The sequence below is a fragment of the Candidatus Sphingomonas phytovorans genome (assembly GCA_029202385.1).
GTDB classification, from domain to species: domain Bacteria; phylum Pseudomonadota; class Alphaproteobacteria; order Sphingomonadales; family Sphingomonadaceae; genus Sphingomonas; species Sphingomonas phytovorans.
Map to the genome: position 1 here is coordinate 5,025,050 of CP119314.1, position 16,302 is coordinate 5,041,351.

Here is a 16,302-nt window from a genome sequence, read left to right on the forward strand (position 1 = left end):
ACAGAAAACCGCCGCCCCTTTCGGGGCGGCGGCTTCTGTTTTGCAGTCGGGAGCAGCTGGTCTTAGAGACCGATCTGCAGCGTGCCAGTGATCGAGCGCGGCGTACCGATGACGGCATTGCCGATCGAGAAGCGGTTGGGCAGGCCAACGAAGCCGTTCGAGCCGCTCAGGCCGCCGATGTAGACCTTGTCGAACAGGTTGCCGACGTTGATCTGGAAGAACGTCTTTTCCTTGTGGAGCAGCTTGCCGATGTTGAAGCGGAGGTCGAGATCCACGACCGTATAGCCGGGAATCTTCGCGCCATAAATCTGCACCGGGGTGACGCCCGAGGCGCAGAGGCCGCCGACAGTCGACGAGCAGGTGATCACGGGCAGGTTTTCGTCGTTGACGTAGCGAGCACCGGTGTATTTCGCTTGGGCGCCTAGGTCGAACAGGCCGATCGTGCCCTGCACACGGCTACCGAACATCCAGTCAGGCGAGCCGCCCTCGCGCTTCCCGGCGGTCTGGAAGTAGTTGATCGTGGTGGTCGTTACGCCACCCGCTGTGGTGGTGATGCGACCTGCTTCGAGATTGTCCTTGATCTTGGAGTGCAGGTACGACCCGAACACATAAACGAGAACTTCGCGCACCGGACGATAGGCCACCGAGGCATCGAAACCGTACTTATCGACCGAGCCGAGGTTACGGTAGATGCTGGTGTCGCTCTCGATATCATACACGGACACCGTGCGGTTCTGGAACTTGGTGTACCAGCCGGCGAGCTGCGCCTGGATCTTGCTCGTCGTATAGCGCACGCCCAGATCGAAGCTATCCGTCGTCTCGGGCTTTGGCGTCGCCTGTGGCGAACCGGCCGCATAATAGAAGGAATTGTAGAGGTTGTCCGTGCTGGGCACCGACAGACCCTTGGCGTAGCTGGCAAAGACGCTGGCGGACGAGGTGAAGTTATAGGTCAGACCGATATTCGGGAGCACGCGGTTATAGTTCAGGATACGCTTCTGCGGCGGAGCGAAGCCGACCACGCAAGCGGCGCTAAGTTGTGCGCAAGACGACCCGGCAACCACAGGGCGATTCACACCGTTCACGGTTGTGACGTTAGGCCCGAAATAGGTGTAGGGATTAGCTGCCGCATAGGTGGCAACCTGGCTCGGCGACACGCAGGAAACGTTGCCGTTGGCTGCAACCGTGAAGCAATTCTGGTTGAGTTCACGACGGAAGAACGGCGCGCGGACGCCGATCACAGCGGTAAGCGCGTTGTCGAAGAACTTGCCACGATACTCGCCCGACACCTGGTTCAGGATCGCATAGGACAGGCGATCGCGCTTTTCGAGCGGTGCGCCGGTCGCGTCCCGAACGCCATTGTTGACCGGGAAGACGTCGAACGGTTCGCCATTCAATTGCAGCAGCCCGACTTCGCCAGTTTGCCGATGGCGGCCATAATCGAAGGTATAGGTCAGGCGGATACGGTTATTCTCGTCGATTTCGTAGGCGAGGCCGGCGACCGAGACGTAGCGACGCGTCTGAGTCTGGCTCGGTGCTATGCCGGTGACCGTAGTCGCAGGGTTGACCACCCCGTTTCCGTCCAGATCACGACCCGTGTAATAGGCAAAGCCGCCGGGGGAGCCGTTGCCCGTGTTGCCGGTGGTGTTGATGACGCCGGTAACGCTGCCAGGGCCGCAATTGAAATTGGTGGTGCTGCCCAGGTTGGCGCAGCCTTCGCGGAGCGTGACGGTGCCGCCGCCATTCGCCTTCGTATATTGATAGCTGGCATCCAGGGTGAACACGAGCTTGTCGGTCAGTGTGAAGCGCGAACCGAAGCGGACGTTGCCGGTGTTTGACGGGTTGTACCGGCGGTCGAATTCCGTGCCGCAGGCCGCGCCTGCAGTGGACCCGCTCGGCGGCGTCGGACCGCCGATCACGCAAGGATAGTTGATGGTGTAGAAGCGCTCGGCTGCCGTCAACGGCGCGCGGTTGCTCGAGTTCGGGCCTACGACGCGGCCTGGGCTTGCGTCGGTGCGCAGTGGCACCGAGCCGAGGAAGTTGTTGCGATTCTCGTTCCACTGGCCGGCCAGCGAGATGAAGTCGCCGTTGCTGCCGAGATCCTTGTAGATGCGAGCGTTATATTGTTGCTTCCGCAGGCGGCTATAGTTGCTGAAGGGGTTGTTCGCGTCAATGCTCGAGCCGGAGAAGAAGGCGCGAACGCCGGTGTTCCCGATATAACCGGTATCGACCATGCCGAAGACGCGGAAAATCTGGCGGGTCAGAGGGTCGCCATCGCCCGCATATTGGCCATAGGTTCCGCTCATCATCGCGCCAAACTCTTTGCTCGGCACGCGCGTGCGGATGTTGACGGTGCCGCCAACGGCAGATGCGGTCGGGCTGTCGACGTCGGTCGTGCCGAGATTGACACTGACCGACTCCAGGGTCTCTGGATCCTGCTGCTGGTTCGAATAGATCGCGTAGTTGCCCGTGTCGTTCAGCGGGACACCATCAAGCGTCTGCGAAATACGCGTGCTGTCGAAGCCCCGGATGGTGAACGTGCCGCCGGCCGCGCCGGTTGCGTCGTTGTTCTGAAAGCTGACGCCGGGGACCAGGTTGATGATCTCGTTGACGGTCTGGCCCGGACGCTGGCGGCCGATCAGCTCAGCGCTGATGGTGACACGCGACTTGGGAACGTCGGGGACCACTACGCCACCAATGCCTTTCGAAGCGTTCGACGCGGTGACGACGATGTCGCCCTGATCGAAGTCCACCGAGCCGCTCGACTGCGCGAACGCGGCGCTCGGGAGGATCAGCGCCGCTACCGCAACGCTTAGATATAGATTGTGTCGCATGATTTTCCCCTTTGAGGCGTCAGTCGCAAGAATGCGCGGCGATTCCGCCGTCGCTGGCCCCCATGCGACTCGAATATTTCGGATAAATGACATGGGGGATTCTTCAAGTAGGGCGCAGCATTCGCTTATGCTGCGTTGCAAAAAAGCATCACTTCGCGGCGGCGACAATCTCCGCCCATCCGGCCTCGTCGATCACGCTAACCCCCAGTTCCGCCGCCTTTTTCAGTTTCGATCCTGCGCCAGGGCCGGCAATGACAAGATCCGTTTTGGCTGAGACTGATCCGGATACACGGGCGCCCAGCGCCTCGGCCTGGGCCTTCGCCTCGTCGCGGCTCAGCGTCTCCATCGATCCTGTGAACACCAGCGTCTTGCCGCTCACCGGGGACTGGCGGACGGTCGAAATATAGGCCGTCGGGCTGACTTCGCTCAGCAGGTCGGCCCATGCCTCGCGGTTATGTTCCTCGGCGAAGAAGTCGACCAGCGCCTCGGTCACGGCAGGGCCGATTCCGTCGATGGCGGTCAGTTCGGCACTGGCCTCCTCGTCGGTTGCCGCGCGGATCGCCACGTCGGCGACGTGTTCGACCGTGCCGAACGCCTTCACCAGGTCGCGCGCGGTGACGCTGCCGATATGGCGGATGCCCAGCCCGAACAGGAAGCGCGCCGGGTCGGGGCTGCGCTTCGCCTCGATCGCCGCCAGGAGATTGTCGACTGACGTCTCCGCCCACCGCTCGCGCCCGATCAGGTCGTCGCGCTTGCCCCTCAGGCGGAAGATGTCGGCAGGCGAATGGAGCAGGCCGTCGCGGAAGAAGGATTCGATGCTGGTCGCACCAAGGCCCTCGATATCCAGCGCGCCCCGGCTGGCGAAATGGCGCAGCCGCTCGACCCGCTGCGCCGGGCAGATCAGCCCGCCGGTGCAGCGCACGTCGACCTCGCCTTCCTCCCGCACCGCATCGGACTGGCATTCGGGGCAAAGGGTGGGGAAGGGCCAGGCGCCGCGGCTTTCGTCGCGCGACAGATTCTCGACGATCTGTGGGATGACGTCGCCGGCGCGCTGAAGCACCACCCGGTCGCCGGGCCATACGTTGAGTCGCGCGATCTCATGCTCGTTGTGCAGCGTCGCGTTGGTGACGACCACGCCGCCCACCGTGACCGGGGTGAGCCGCGCCACGGGGGTCAGCTTGCCGGTGCGACCGACCTGGATGTCGATCCGCTCAAGCGTGGTCTGGGCGCGTTCCGCCGGGAACTTGTGCGCCAGCGCCCAGCGCGGCGCCTTGGCCACCGCGCCAAGCCGTGCCTGCCAGTCGAGCCGGTCGACCTTGTAGACCACGCCGTCGATGTCGAACGGCAGGTCGGCGCGCGCCGCCTCGATCTTGCGATACTGCTCCAATGCTCCGGCGACGTCCTCGACGCGTATGAACATGTCGCTGACCGGGATTCCCCAGGCCGCGATCGTCCGGATCATGTCATACTGAGTCGCGGCCGGCACCGCGGATACCTCACCCCAGCCATGGGCGAGGAAGCGAAGCGGCCGGCTCGCGGTGACGGTGGCGTCCTTCTGGCGGAGCGATCCCGCTGCCGCGTTGCGCGGATTGGCGAACTGGCGTGCCTTGCTTGCGTCGCCGGCCGCGTCGGCTTCAGCGAGCAGCCGGGCGTTGAGCGCGGTGAAATCGCCCTTGGCCATATAGACCTCGCCCCGCACCTCGAACACGTCCGGCGCCTCTCCGTGCAACTGCTGCGGGATGTCGCCGATCGTTCGCACATTGGCGGTCACATCCTCGCCGACCTGGCCGTCCCCCCGGGTGAGCGCCTGCACCAGCTTTCCGCGCTCATAGCGCAGCGAGCAGGACAGGCCGTCGATCTTGGGCTCGGCCGTCAGGGCGACCGGCGCGTCTTCCGTCAGGTTGAGGAATCGGCGCACGCGCGCGACGAACTCGGTTGCGTCCTCGTCGGCAAAGCCGTTGTCCAGGCTCATCATCGGCCGGGCATGCGCCACCTTGGCGAGGTGACTGGCCGGGGCGGCGCCGACCTGGGCATTGGGCGAATCGGTTCGGATCAGGCTCGGAAACACCGCCTCGATCGCGTTGTTGCGCCGGACCAGCGCATCATAATCGGCGTCGGAAATCTCCGGCGCGTCCTCGGTGTGGTAGAGCTTGTTGTGATGCGCGATCTCGCCGGCGAGCCGGGCCAGTTCGGCGGCTGCTTCCTCATCGGTCTCAGGGAGCGGGTCGGCCAGGGGAGTGCTCATGACGAAGCGCTAGCGGAGGCTGGATGGCGATTCAACGATCCGCATCGTTGTGGCAGCGAGGAGCGGCCGGATTGCCGATCGCGATCCCGCCGGCTGTTTCTCATGACCGGTTTTGCTGAAGGGCTCTTCGTCGGCGTTCTGCGCGGAAACGGGCTCTTCTTCGGCTGGTAACAGGGGAATTTTCCGCTGTTACGCGATAACAGGGAAAACCTTCCCAGGCCATTGAAAGGAAACGATGATTTTCGCCCTGAATCCAACTTAACAGGGGAAAGAAAAAAAGAGGCGCCGGATAACGGCGCAAGCCCGAGTCGCGGCTGGAGGTCAGATCCGGGGACGACTAATCGTCTTCCATCATCTCCGCGACCATCTTGGCCTCTTCGTTGACTGATCGCCGCTCGGCGGTCTTCTCGGCGCGGCTTGCCATCTCGTCCCAGGCTTTTGCCGCGCGCAGCCAGCGGGAACGGACATTGTCCAGGGTTGCGGCATTCGCATCGGCTTCCGCCTGACGGGCGCGATCGCGATAGAACAGGGCGGTGGTGCTCGTACGACTTCTCCGCGAATTCGTTAGGGCGGAAGGGAAGGGGCGCCGGCTTGGGCCGGCGCCCGCCCGTCACTTACGCGCTGGCGAGGTTGACCGCGGACATCTTGCCGCGACGGTCCTGCTCGAGCTCGTACGACACGCGCTGCTCCTTATCGAGCGTGCGCATGCCGGCAGCTTCAACGGCACTGATGTGGACAAAGGCGTCGTTCCCGCCGCCTTCCGGCGCGATGAAGCCATAGCCCTTGTCGGCGTTGAAGAATTTTACGGTGCCGATCGGCATAACTATTTCCTTGGGTAGCCCGGCGGGCGGCATCGCCGCGCACCGGTTTGGGGCCGAGAAGAGAGAGCGGAGCACCGTCCGGCCCCGGCCGGCGCATCCGAGCACGGGCGCGCTACTCCGTTGACACGGAAGCGGTGCGAATGAAGGTCGGGGAGAAGACCAGGGGAGCGTTCCAACGGCTTTGCAAGCGGGAGCGCGAAGGTCTCTCAGTCACGCGATGCTTGTGGGGCGGAATCGCGAGATGACAGGGCTATAGCACAGGTCTGTGGAAAAGTCGCATCGTAATGCCGCAGCCATGTTCCGGCCCTTTTGTCATGATGTTCTCCGTCCTCCCGACAGGGAGGATTGGCCGGTGATCGCAGCATTGTTGGTGACGCTTCAGGCCGCTACCGGTCCGGCTGCGGACACGCCACCCCCGCACGGCAACCCGACGCGCTGTCCCGAGCTGACCGTGGAAGACGGTGACATCGTCGTCTGCGGTCGCCCAGAGCCGCAGGAGTAGTTCCGCCTTCGCCCACTTACCCGTCGCTACGATCCGGTCGGTGGCCCCGGCTTCCGCGTCGGCAGTGGCCAGGGAAATGTCCATGCGGCCACCCAGCAGAGTCCGGACGGCAAGCCCGACAAGAGGATCATGGTGACGCTCAAATTCCCGTTCTGAACGGGGATCAGGCGGCTTCGAGCAGCCGTTCGGCCTGAGCCCGCGCTTCGTCGGTGATCGTCGCGCCGGAAAGCATCCGGGCGATTTCCTCGCGCCGCGCGCCATCGTCGAGCTGCGCCACGCCGGTGCGCGTGACGAGGCCGTCATGGCTCTTGGCGATCAGCAGGTGATGGGCGCCGCGCGCCGCGACCTGCGGGCTGTGAGTCACCACCAGCAGCTGGGTGTTCGCCGCCAGCCGCGCGAGGCGCTCGCCGATCGCACTCGCCACCGCGCCGCCGACGCCGCGATCGATCTCGTCGAAGATCATCGTCGCGGCGCTGCCCTGCTCGGCCAGCGCGACCTTGAGCGCCAGGATGAAGCGCGACAGCTCGCCGCCGCTGGCGATCTTGGCGAGTGCGCCGAAGGGGGCGCCGGGGTTGGTCGATATCTCGAACTCAACCCGGTCCTTGCCCGATGCGCTCCAGAGCTCGTTGCCAAGCGGGGCGATCATGGTGCGGAAGCGCGCTGCATCGAGCTTCAACGGGGCCAGTTCGCCCTTGACCGCTGAATCCAGCCGCCCAGCCGCCTCGGTGCGCGCGGCCGTTATGGCTTCGGCTTCGGCTTCATAGTGTCGCGCCGTATCGGCGACGGCGCGCTCGAGCGCGGCGATCCCGGCGCCGCCGCTCTCGATCCGCTCGAGCTTGCCGGCCAGGTCCGCGGCCAGCGCGGCAAGGTCGTCGGGTTGCACCCGGTGCTTGCGGGCCAGCGCGCGCAGCTCGAACAGCCGCGTCTCGTCCGCTTCGAGCTGAGCCGGATCGAACGCCAGCGCCTCGGCGGCCGCGTCGACTTTCTCCTGGGCCAGGCCGCCTTCGACCAGCGCGCGGTCGATCGCCTCGAGCGCTTCGCCAAGCGCCTCATGATCCTCGGACACCCGCTCGAGCGCGCGTGCCGCCTGGCGCAACCGGGCAAGGCCACCCTCTGATCCCTCCAGCAGGCCGGCGATCGCCTGCAGGTCGCCAGCGATCTTCTCGCCGCGCTGCATGCCGGCGCGTCGCGTGGCCAAGATCTCCTCCTCGCCGGGCTCCGGACCGAACGTGCTCAGCTCGCCGACGGCATGCTCAAGCCATTCCTGGTCGCGTGCGACCGTGTCGAGTTCGGCGCGCGCGACCGCGAGTGCGTCCTCAGCGTCGCGCCAGGCGCGGTGGGCGCGCGCGGCCGGGCCGGTATCGATCCGCCCGAACGCATCGAGCAGCGCGCGATGGCCACGCGCGTTGAGCATGCCGCGATCGTCATGCTGGCCGTGGATCTCGACGAGGTGGACGGCAAGCTCGCGCAGCAGGCCCGCGGAGGCGGGCTGGTCGTTGACGAAGGCGCGGCTGCCGCCATCGGACTTGACGATTCTGCGGATGATCAGCGGTTCGCCCGGCTCGACGTCGAGCCCGTTCTGCTCGAGGAGGGAAGCTATGGGGCCGTCGCCATGCGGCGTGTCGAAGCTTGCGCTCACCACAGCCTGATTCGCCCCCTGGCGCACCAGTCCGCTCTCGCCACGCGCGCCCAGCGCCAGCCCCAGCGCGTCGAGCAGGATCGACTTGCCCGCCCCGGTCTCGCCGGTCAGCACGCCCAGGCCCCCACCGAAGTCGAGGTCAAGAGCCTCGATCAGCACCACGTCGCGGATGGAAAGGGATGTCAGCACAAAGGCAACCCCTCGGGCGGCATGAGCGCCGAGTCAGGCGCCCGTCTTCGCCGGCGCGTCAGCCGAGGCCGACTTCGCCGGAGTGCCGGGATGCTGCTGAATCAACTTGTAGGCGCGCTGATACCAGTCGGTGCCGGGATAGTTCGCGCCCAGCACGGCGGCGGACTTCTTCGCTTCCTCGGGCACGCCCAGGGAGAGATAGGTCTCGGTCAGCCGCATCAGCGCCTCGGGCACGTGAGTCGTGGTCTGATATTCGTCGACCACGCGGCGGAAGCGCAGCGTTGCCGCCAGCCACTGGCCGCGAGTCTCGTAGAAGCGGCCGATCTCCATTTCCTTGCCGGCGAGATGGTCGCGCACAAGGTCGATCTTCAGCCGGGCATCGGCGGCATATTTGGAGTTCGGATAGCGCCGGGTCAGTTCGCCGAGCGAATCGAGGGCCTGCTGGGTGATCTTCTGGTCGCGGGTGACGTCGCTGATCTGCTCGTAATAACCAAGCGCGACGAGATAATAGGCGTAGGGCGCATCGCGGTTGCCCGGATGGACCGAGATGAAGCGCTGGGCCGACTGGATCGAACTGGTATAGTCCCGGTCGAGATAATAGGAGAAGGCGCTCATCAACTGTGCCCGGCGGGCCCAGATCGAATAGGGGTGCTGGCGCTCCACTTCGTCGAACAGGGCAGCGGCGAGCTTATATTGCTTGCGGTCGAGCCTGGCCTTGCCGGTGGAGTAGAGCGTGCCGACGTCGCGGGCGACATAGGGAATGTCGCTCTTGGCACGGCCGCCGGCACAGCCGGACACGGTGAACGCCGAGGCGGCAACAAGCGCAAGCGCGATCGAGCGGGACAGGGGGATACGCATCGTGGCAACCCTTAGCCCAAGCGCTCGCACCCGAACAATGTTTTTCGCGTGGTGCGGCATGGCGGGATCGGATAACCGGGCCGGCGCGTTGGCGTTATCATTCCGACCCCAGAGGACCAGTATGACCGCAACCTTGCTCGCCACCAAGCGCGTCGAAAAGCCATGGGGCCGACACAATCTGTGGCCGGGCTTCCCCGATCCCGCATCCGACAGCGATCCGATCGGAGAAGTGTGGTTCCAGACGCCGCACGCAGCCGAGCCCGAGCTACTGATCAAATATCTCTTCACCAGCCAGAAGCTGTCGGTCCAGGTCCATCCGGACGACGCGGCCGCGCGCGCCGCTGGCTATCCGCGCGGCAAGGACGAGGCCTGGGTGATCCTGGCGGCCGAGCCCGACGCAACGATCGCGCTGGGCACTAGGGCGCCGATGACAAAGGATCAGCTCCGGGCCGCCTCGCTCGACGGATCGATCGAACACTTGCTCGACTGGAAGCCGGTAAAGGCAGGCGATTTCTATTATTCGAAGGCAGGTACCATTCACGCGATCGGCGCCGGGATCACGCTGATCGAGATCCAGCAGAATGTCGACCTGACCTATCGACTCTATGATTATGGCAGCGACCGGGAACTGCATCTGGACGCCGGCGTCGCGGTTGCCGATCCGGTGCCCTTCGTGCCGCTGCCGTCACCGGCTCCCGCGTCGGACGACCGCGCGATCCTGGCGGAGGGACCGAAATTCGTCATCGAGCGCTGGCCCGGCGGTCATCGCGTCGTGACGCTGCCGGAAGGCGTCATGGGGTGGTTCGTGCCGATCGCCGGGCAGGGAGCGGTCGACGGTGTCGCGTGGAAGGCGGGCGAGTGCGTGACGATCGAGGGGCGGTGCGAGATCGAGGCATCGGTCGGGAGCGATCTGCTGCTCGCCTATCCCGGGGACAAACGGCTCTGACGATCCCGCGTGCGGGGGAGGATTAACCTTCCCGCGCTACATTCGCGGTCGCCATGCTCCGCGTCCTCACGCTCTCCACCCTGTTCCCCGACGCGACGCGTCCCAATTTCGGGGTGTTCGTCGAACGGCAGACGCTCGGTCTCGCGGCGCGGCCGGGTGTCGATCTGCGGCTGGTCGCGCCGGTCGGGTTCCCGCCCTGGCCGCTCCGGGCGCTGTCGCACCACGCATCGCTTGCATCGCTGCCCGATCGCGAAATGTGGAAAGGCCTCGACACCCGACGTCCACGCTTCACCACTATCCCTGGTACCGGAGGCCGTTTCCATGTCGGTGCCCTGGTTCGTCGCCTGCTCCCGTTGCTCACCGCGATTCGCCGGGACTTCGCGTTCGACGTGATCGACGCCGAATTCTTCTTTCCTGATGGCCCGGCCGCCGTCGTGCTCGGCCGCCATTTCGGGGTGCCGGTGTCGATCAAGGCGCGGGGCGCCGATATCCATCACTGGGGCCAAGCTCCAGGTACCGCGGGAAAGGTGATCGCGGCCGCGCAGGCTGCCGACGGGTTGCTCGCGGTATCGGAGGCGATGAAGACGGATATGGCCGCGACCGGTATCCCGGTCGATCGAATCCGCGTCCATCGCACTGGCGTCGATCTGGACCGATTCGCGCCACGCGATCGGATAACGGCAAAGGCGGCTTATGGCGTGACCGGCCCGCTCGTCGTCTCGCTTGGCGCGCTGATTCCACGCAAAGGGCACGACATCGCAATCGAGGCGGTCGCCACCCTGCCGGGCGTCACGCTGTTCGTTGCCGGGGAGGGGCCGGAACGGGGCGCGCTCCATGCGAAGATCGATGCGCTGGGTCTCGGCGATCGGGTGAAACTGCTCGGCGCCATTCCGCACGCCGACCTGCCGGCGCTGCTTGCCGCCGCCGACGTGATGGCGCTGGCTTCCGTGTCGGAAGGCCTCGCCAATGCGTGGGTGGAAGCGCTCGCCTGCGGGACGCCGATCGTCATCACTACGGCCGGAGGTGCCGCCGAGGTCGTCACTGATCCGGCCTATGGCCGAATCGCCGCGCGCGATTCAGGCGCGTTCGCTCACGCCATCGGCGACCTGCTCGCTCATCCGCCGGTCCAGGCCGATGTCCGCCGCGGCGCGGAGCGCTTCACCTGGGAAGCGAACAGCGCCGCATTGCACGATCATCTCGCCGGGCTGGTCGATCAGCGCCGCCGGGCCTTGTGAGGCGTGCCCCGCCATGCTGCCGCCTGATGGTCGGCAAGCTCGACCAGATTGCCCATCTCCACCGGCATGTCGATCAGGTGCAGCCCCCAGTCTTTCAGGATGACGCCGCCGAGCGAGACGTCGCCGACGATCGTGTCGGTGCGCGGATCGGCCGGATTGCCGTTCACCGTGACGGCGAGATAGTCGAACCCGTCCTTCGACACGCATTCGGCCGAGATCAGGTCCGGTACCTTCACGAACGGGGTGGTGACCGGCAAATTGTCGCTGGTCCAGGGGGCCATCGGCGCGCTGCCAGCGCCTGCACCCTTGGCGCCCAGGATCGCGTCAGTCACCGCCTTGCCGCCGGCGAGCGCCGCGGGGTTGGTGCAGGCAGCGACCATGCCGGGTTCAGGCACCTTGCCGAACCGGCTGTTCGCCGGTGGTGGCGAATCGGCGCGGAAGGAGACATAGCTGATCACGCAATTGAACTGGTCGTCCTTGCGGCATAGCGGCAGCCGCTTGAAATCGCCGCCGACATCCTTGCCGACCGGCACAGCGACATTGGCGCCGAGCAGCATCGCCGAGATGATGTTGCGCCGGACGGCGTCAGGCTCGATCGACTTGGCGATCACTTCCTTCAGCACAAGCGATCCCTGGCTGTGCCCGATCAGCACGACGCCGCGGCCCTTGTTGTCGCGCGCCAGATAGTCGTTCCACGCCGCCGTGATGTCGGCGACCGGCATGGCGCGATCCATCGCGACCGGCTGGCCGGTGATGAAGGCGCGGAGCGCGGTCAGCGTGACCTGGCGATAGAGCGGCGCGAACACCCGGCATTTCGAGGCGAAGCGCGCGGCCTGCGACGCCGCGACCGCCAGTTCCTCCGGCCCGGCCGTCATGTCGCTGTTGGGCGTCGGGTCGTTGGAGACGGTTGGATAGACGTAGAAACAGTCGAACTGCGGCGCGGGCGCTGCCTTGAACTTCTCGATCCGCCGCTTGCCGTTCGCCTGGATGACGGTGACGTCCTGATTGGCGGAACAGGCGTCGGTGCGGCCGGGGCGGCAGAGCCAGGCCGAATCCTGTGCATAGTCAGGGGCGGGGGCAGGGCTTGCCGCCGGCGCGGTCTGCGCGGCGACGGGAACGGTCCAGAGCGGTATGGCGAGCAGTGCCAGTCCGGCCAGCAGCTTCATGCGATCTCTCCCCCAGCTTTTGAGCTTGGGGTATGATAGCGCTGGCCCAGGCTTCGGTCAAAACCAGGGTCAAAGCGGATAGAGCGCGCCCGCGATCCAGCGGCCTTCGCCGCGCAGCACCGCCCATGCCCGCGCGGCGGCGCGGCTGTCCATCGCCTCGATGCCAAGCCCCCGCGCCTCGATCGCACGGACGAAGGAGACGGGCGGCCGCACCAGTGACGGACCGGTGCCGAGCAGCAGGAACTCGGGAAACGGGTCGAGCGCGAGCAGCGGCGCGATATCGTCGGCGGTCAGTGTTTCGATCGGCGGCGGCGTCCAGCCATCGGCGCGCACCGGGGTGATCAGCAGCGCGCGATAGACGCCGTCATCGACCTTGAACCCGCCACCCGAAAAGGCCGAGATGATCGGGCCGTCGGTCTGCTGGCCCTTGTCCATGCGCATGACGGTCTATCCCTGTCGCCGGAAAAAGAGCGTCAGGGCATGTCCTTATAGGCAACGCGCTCAGCCTTCGATCCGGGCGTGTCATCCGACTTCGGCTCGGCGCGCAGGCCAAGCGAGATCAGCAGCGAGGACGAGACGTAGATCGACGAATAGGTGCCGACGAAGATGCCCAGGATCATTGCAGCGGTGAAGCCGCGCAGCACATGGCCGCCGAAGATCAGCAGCGCGAACAGCGCGAGCAGGATCGTGACCGAGGTCATCACGGTACGCGGCAGCGTCTCGTTGACCGACAGGTCGACGATCTGCGGCATGTCCATCTTGCGATAGCGGCGCATATTCTCGCGGATACGGTCGTCGATCACGATCTTGTCGTTGATCGAATAGCCGATGATGGTCAGGACCGCGGCGACGATGTTCAGATCGAACTCGAACTGGGTCAGCGCGAAGAAGCCGAGCGTCATCAGCACGTCGTGGACGATCGCGACCATGGTCGACACGCCGAACTGCCATTCGAAGCGGAAGATCGCGAACAGGCCGATGCCGATCACGGCCAGGACCACCGCGAGGATGCCTTTCCAGATCAGCTCGCCGGAGACCTTGCCGCTGACGGCATCCTGCTTCGAGAAGCGGGCGTCCGGGAACTCCTTGTTGATGGCGGCCTGGACCGCGGCGACGACCTTGTTGGTCGCGTCCTCCTCGGTGCTCTTGGGCGGCGGCAGCTTGATCGAGATGGTCTTGCCGTCGGTGCCGACCGACTGAAGCCGTACCTCGCCGAGCTGCAGACGGTCGACGACCTGACGGAGCTTGTCGGTTGACGGCGGTGTCTGGAACTTCTCCTCGATCATCAGGCCGCCGACAAAGTCGACGCCGAGATTGAGTCCGCGGGCGAACACCAGGGCGACCGCCGCGATGGTCAGCAGGATCGTCAGCCCGAACGCCCATTTGCGCAGGGAGACGAAGGGGAGGTTCGTGTTGTCGGGAACGAGTTTCAGGAGACGCATGGGCCGGTCGCCGATCAAATATTGAGGTGGCTGGGACGCGTGCGGCGAACCCAGAGCACGACGAGCATGCGGGTGAAGGTGACGGCGGTGAACACCGAGGTGGCGATGCCGATCAGCAGCACGACGGCGAAGCCCTTAACCGGGCCCGATCCGAGCAGCAGCATGATGATGCCGGAAATGGCATGAGTCGCGTTCGCCTCGAAGATCGTCCGGCTTGCTTCCTTGTAGCCGAGCTCGATCGACTGGATCACCGACCGTCCGCGCCGCTGCTCTTCGCGGATTCGCTCGTTGATCAGCACGTTCGCATCCACCGCGGTGCCGATCGTCAGCACGAAGCCGGCGATGCCGGGCAGGGTCAGCGTGCCGTTCAGCACCGCCAGCACGCCCATGATAACGACGACGTTGATGACCACGGCGAAGTTCGCATAGATGCCGAAGCGGCCATAGGTGACCAGCATGAAGGCGATCACCAGGATCACCGCGATGATCGAGGCCTTGATGCCGGCATGGATCGAATCGGCGCCGAGATCGGGGCCGACGGTGCGTTCCTCGATCACCTTCAGCGCGACCGGCAGCTTGCCCGAGCGCAGGGCGATCGCGAGTTCGTTGGCGCTGGCGACGGTGAAGCTGCCCGAGATCGAGGCGGTGCCGCCGAGGATCGGCTCGTTGATATTGGGGGCCGACAGCACCTGGCCGTCGAGGATGATCGCGAACGGGTGGTTCACGTTCGCCTGGGTCACCCGCGCGAATTTCTTGCCGCCCTGGCTGTCGAAGGTGATCACCACCTCCGCCTGGTTGGTCTGGGGATTGTTGCTCTGCTGGGCGTTGATCAGCTGGTCGCCGGTGATCATCACCGCGCGCTTCACGGCGATGAAGCGGCTTGGGCTGCTGGGGTATGGCAGGACCTGGCTGCCGACCGGCGCGATGCCCTGGGCGAGCTGGGCGGGGTCGGTCGCGGTCTCGTCGACCAGCTTGAACTCAAGCTTCGCTGTCTTGCCGAGCAGCTGCTTCAGTGCCTGCGGGTCCTGCAGGCCCGGGACCTGGACGACGATGCGGCTGTTGCCCTGGCGGACGATGGTCGGCTCCTTGGTGCCGAGTTCGTCGATGCGCTTGCGCACGACTTCGGTCGCGTCGCCCATCGCCTGGTTGATCTGCTGGTCGATCCCGGCCTGAGTCGGGGTCATCACGAAGCGGGTGCCGTCGACGACCTCGATGTTCCAGTCGCGCTGGCCGGTCAGGCCGGCGCCCGTGGTGAGCGCCTGGAGCTGCTCGCGCGCGGCGTCGACCTGGGTCACGTCGCGCAGCATGAAGGTGACCTTGCCGTCACGCGTGGAGATGTCGCCGATGTCGATCTTGGGGTTGGCCCGCTTCATCGCGGCGGCAACCTCGTCGCGCTTCTGCTCGACGCGCTGGTTGATCAGGTCGGCAGTGTCCGCCTCGAGCAGCAGATAGCTGCCGCCGGCCAGATCGAGGCCGAGGTTGATCCGCGGGTGGGGGATCCAGCCCCAGGCCTTGGTCTGGTCTTCCGAAAAGAAGCTCGGGATCGCCAGCGCCATCAGCGCGGCGAGGAGCACCAGGATCGAGGTGATCTTCCAGCGCGGGAAATCCAGCATCGGATTAATCGTTCGCCGGCTTGGTGCCGAACGGAGTGACCTCCGCCAGCATCGCCTTGACCACGCGCACCTTGACGGTGGGCGCGATCTCGACCTCGACGAAACGCTCCTCGACCTTGGTCACCTTGCCGACCAGACCGCCGGAGGTCACGACCGAATCGCCTTTCTTCACCGCCTCAAGCGTCGCCCGGTGCGCCTTCGCCTTTTGCTGCTGCGGCCGCAGCACCAGGAAGTAGAAAACGGGGATGAGCAGCAGGTACGGGATAAGCACCAGGAAGGAACCGCCACTTGAGGCGGCGCCCGCGGTGGCTGCATAGGCTGGAGTTGCGAACATGATATCCTGAAGGCTTGGCCGGGAAGGCTGGGTATCGAAAAGGGGCAAGGCCCGCTCTATAAGCGCCGCGAGCTATCACTTGTCCGATGGCCACGCAACAATCGGTTGGTTGCCGGAGCCGGCCCGATCATCAGGAGAGGCGCAATGACCATCATCGTATTGGGACATATCCGGGTTGCGGAGGGCGAGGGGGCGAAGCTGCGCCACCTGCTGATCGAGCATATGGCGGCGACCAGTGCGGAGGATGGCTGCGAATTCTACAATTTCGCCTATGACGCCGCCGACCCCGATCTCATCCGCGTCTCCGAACGCTGGGCCTCGAAAGAGGCGCTCGGCGCGCATGGCATCGCCGATCATCAAAAGGCGTTCGGCAAGAGCCTTGGCGCCTTCGGCATCAAGGAGATCAGCGTGAAGGCCTGGGACGGGGAGTTCTGGCAGACGCTGATCGGGGAATGAGCGCGAGGGAGGGCCGCATGTGATG

The 16,302-nt window shown here is 65.5% G+C and carries 13 protein-coding genes; 3 read left to right on the forward strand and 10 right to left on the reverse strand.

The window, feature by feature from the left end:
• Nucleotides 1-62: 62 nt before the first annotated feature.
• From P0Y59_23085 to P0Y59_23105, 5 genes are all read right to left on the reverse strand, one after another.
• A complete protein-coding gene (locus P0Y59_23085) occupies nt 63-2,999 on the reverse strand; it encodes a TonB-dependent receptor (GenBank protein ID WEJ99754.1) in 2,937 nt (978 codons plus the stop codon).
• The gene (gene ligA, locus P0Y59_23090) at nt 2,980-5,076 is read right to left on the reverse strand and encodes an NAD-dependent DNA ligase LigA (protein ID WEJ99755.1); all 2,097 of its coding nucleotides are present in this window, start codon (nt 5,074-5,076) and stop codon (nt 2,980-2,982) included. Before ligA ends, P0Y59_23085 begins: the two co-directional genes overlap by 20 nt.
• A 614-nt stretch (nt 5,077-5,690) precedes the next feature.
• Entirely contained in the window at nt 5,691-5,897 is a 207-nt protein-coding gene (locus P0Y59_23095) for a cold-shock protein (GenBank protein WEJ99756.1), read from the reverse strand.
• 665 nt (nt 5,898-6,562) lie between these two features.
• Complete coding sequence (gene recN, locus P0Y59_23100; protein WEJ99757.1) at nt 6,563-8,227, reverse strand: DNA repair protein RecN; 1,665 nt, start codon at nt 8,225-8,227, stop codon at nt 6,563-6,565.
• A gap of 33 nt (nt 8,228-8,260) precedes the next feature.
• Nucleotides 8,261-9,085, reverse strand: a complete 825-nt coding sequence (locus P0Y59_23105) for an outer membrane protein assembly factor BamD (protein ID WEJ99758.1) — start codon at nt 9,083-9,085, stop codon at nt 8,261-8,263.
• A gap of 121 nt (nt 9,086-9,206) precedes the next feature.
• Here P0Y59_23105 and P0Y59_23110 point away from each other — a divergent pair, with 121 nt between their 5' ends.
• On the forward strand, nt 9,207-10,031 hold the full coding sequence (locus P0Y59_23110; protein WEJ99759.1) for a class I mannose-6-phosphate isomerase: 825 nt from the start codon (nt 9,207-9,209) through the stop codon (nt 10,029-10,031).
• Nucleotides 10,032-10,084: 53 nt separating this feature from the next.
• Nucleotides 10,085-11,266 (forward strand): glycosyltransferase, encoded by a 1,182-nt coding sequence (locus P0Y59_23115; protein ID WEJ99760.1) that lies wholly within the window; start codon nt 10,085-10,087, stop codon nt 11,264-11,266.
• Here P0Y59_23115 and P0Y59_23120 read toward each other — a convergent pair.
• The 5 genes from P0Y59_23120 to yajC all read right to left on the reverse strand — a co-directional run bounded on the left by P0Y59_23120 (nt 11,245) and on the right by yajC (nt 15,821).
• The gene (locus tag P0Y59_23120) at nt 11,245-12,432 is read right to left on the reverse strand and encodes a DUF3089 domain-containing protein (GenBank protein ID WEJ99761.1); all 1,188 of its coding nucleotides are present in this window, start codon (nt 12,430-12,432) and stop codon (nt 11,245-11,247) included. The genes P0Y59_23115 and P0Y59_23120 overlap by 22 nt on opposite strands.
• 69 nt (nt 12,433-12,501) lie before the next feature.
• Nucleotides 12,502-12,873 (reverse strand): MTH938/NDUFAF3 family protein, encoded by a 372-nt coding sequence (locus tag P0Y59_23125; protein WEJ99762.1) that lies wholly within the window; start codon nt 12,871-12,873, stop codon nt 12,502-12,504.
• A gap of 32 nt (nt 12,874-12,905) precedes the next feature.
• Nucleotides 12,906-13,874, reverse strand: coding sequence for a protein translocase subunit SecF (gene secF, locus P0Y59_23130; GenBank protein WEJ99763.1), 969 nt, complete (start codon nt 13,872-13,874; stop codon nt 12,906-12,908).
• A gap of 14 nt (nt 13,875-13,888) precedes the next feature.
• Nucleotides 13,889-15,487: a protein translocase subunit SecD gene (secD, locus tag P0Y59_23135; protein WEJ99764.1), complete on the reverse strand. Its 1,599-nt coding sequence runs from the start codon at nt 15,485-15,487 to the stop codon at nt 13,889-13,891.
• 4 nt (nt 15,488-15,491) lie between these two features.
• On the reverse strand, nt 15,492-15,821 hold the full coding sequence (gene yajC, locus P0Y59_23140; protein WEJ99765.1) for a preprotein translocase subunit YajC: 330 nt from the start codon (nt 15,819-15,821) through the stop codon (nt 15,492-15,494).
• 144 nt (nt 15,822-15,965) lie between these two features.
• Between yajC and P0Y59_23145 the strand changes: the two genes are divergently transcribed.
• Entirely contained in the window at nt 15,966-16,277 is a 312-nt protein-coding gene (locus P0Y59_23145; GenBank protein ID WEJ99766.1) for an antibiotic biosynthesis monooxygenase, read from the forward strand.
• Nucleotides 16,278-16,302: the final 25 nt, after the last annotated feature.

What these genes read in the sequence shown, in the direction of transcription:
- secD (WEJ99764.1), bottom strand. Translation starts at nt 15,487, where the DNA reads ATGCTGGATTTCCCGCGCTGGAAGATCACCTCGATCCTGGTGCTCCTC.
- P0Y59_23110 (WEJ99759.1), top strand. Translation starts at nt 9,207, where the DNA reads ATGACCGCAACCTTGCTCGCCACCAAGCGCGTCGAAAAGCCATGGGGC.
- P0Y59_23145 (WEJ99766.1), top strand. Translation starts at nt 15,966, where the DNA reads ATGACCATCATCGTATTGGGACATATCCGGGTTGCGGAGGGCGAGGGG.
- yajC (WEJ99765.1), bottom strand. Translation starts at nt 15,821, where the DNA reads ATGTTCGCAACTCCAGCCTATGCAGCCACCGCGGGCGCCGCCTCAAGT.
- P0Y59_23125 (WEJ99762.1), bottom strand. Translation starts at nt 12,873, where the DNA reads ATGCGCATGGACAAGGGCCAGCAGACCGACGGCCCGATCATCTCGGCC.
- P0Y59_23115 (WEJ99760.1), top strand. Translation starts at nt 10,085, where the DNA reads ATGCTCCGCGTCCTCACGCTCTCCACCCTGTTCCCCGACGCGACGCGT.
- P0Y59_23120 (WEJ99761.1), bottom strand. Translation starts at nt 12,432, where the DNA reads ATGAAGCTGCTGGCCGGACTGGCACTGCTCGCCATACCGCTCTGGACC.
- secF (WEJ99763.1), bottom strand. Translation starts at nt 13,874, where the DNA reads ATGCGTCTCCTGAAACTCGTTCCCGACAACACGAACCTCCCCTTCGTC.
- ligA (WEJ99755.1), bottom strand. Translation starts at nt 5,076, where the DNA reads ATGAGCACTCCCCTGGCCGACCCGCTCCCTGAGACCGATGAGGAAGCA.
- P0Y59_23095 (WEJ99756.1), bottom strand. Translation starts at nt 5,897, where the DNA reads ATGCCGATCGGCACCGTAAAATTCTTCAACGCCGACAAGGGCTATGGC.
- P0Y59_23105 (WEJ99758.1), bottom strand. Translation starts at nt 9,085, where the DNA reads ATGCGTATCCCCCTGTCCCGCTCGATCGCGCTTGCGCTTGTTGCCGCC.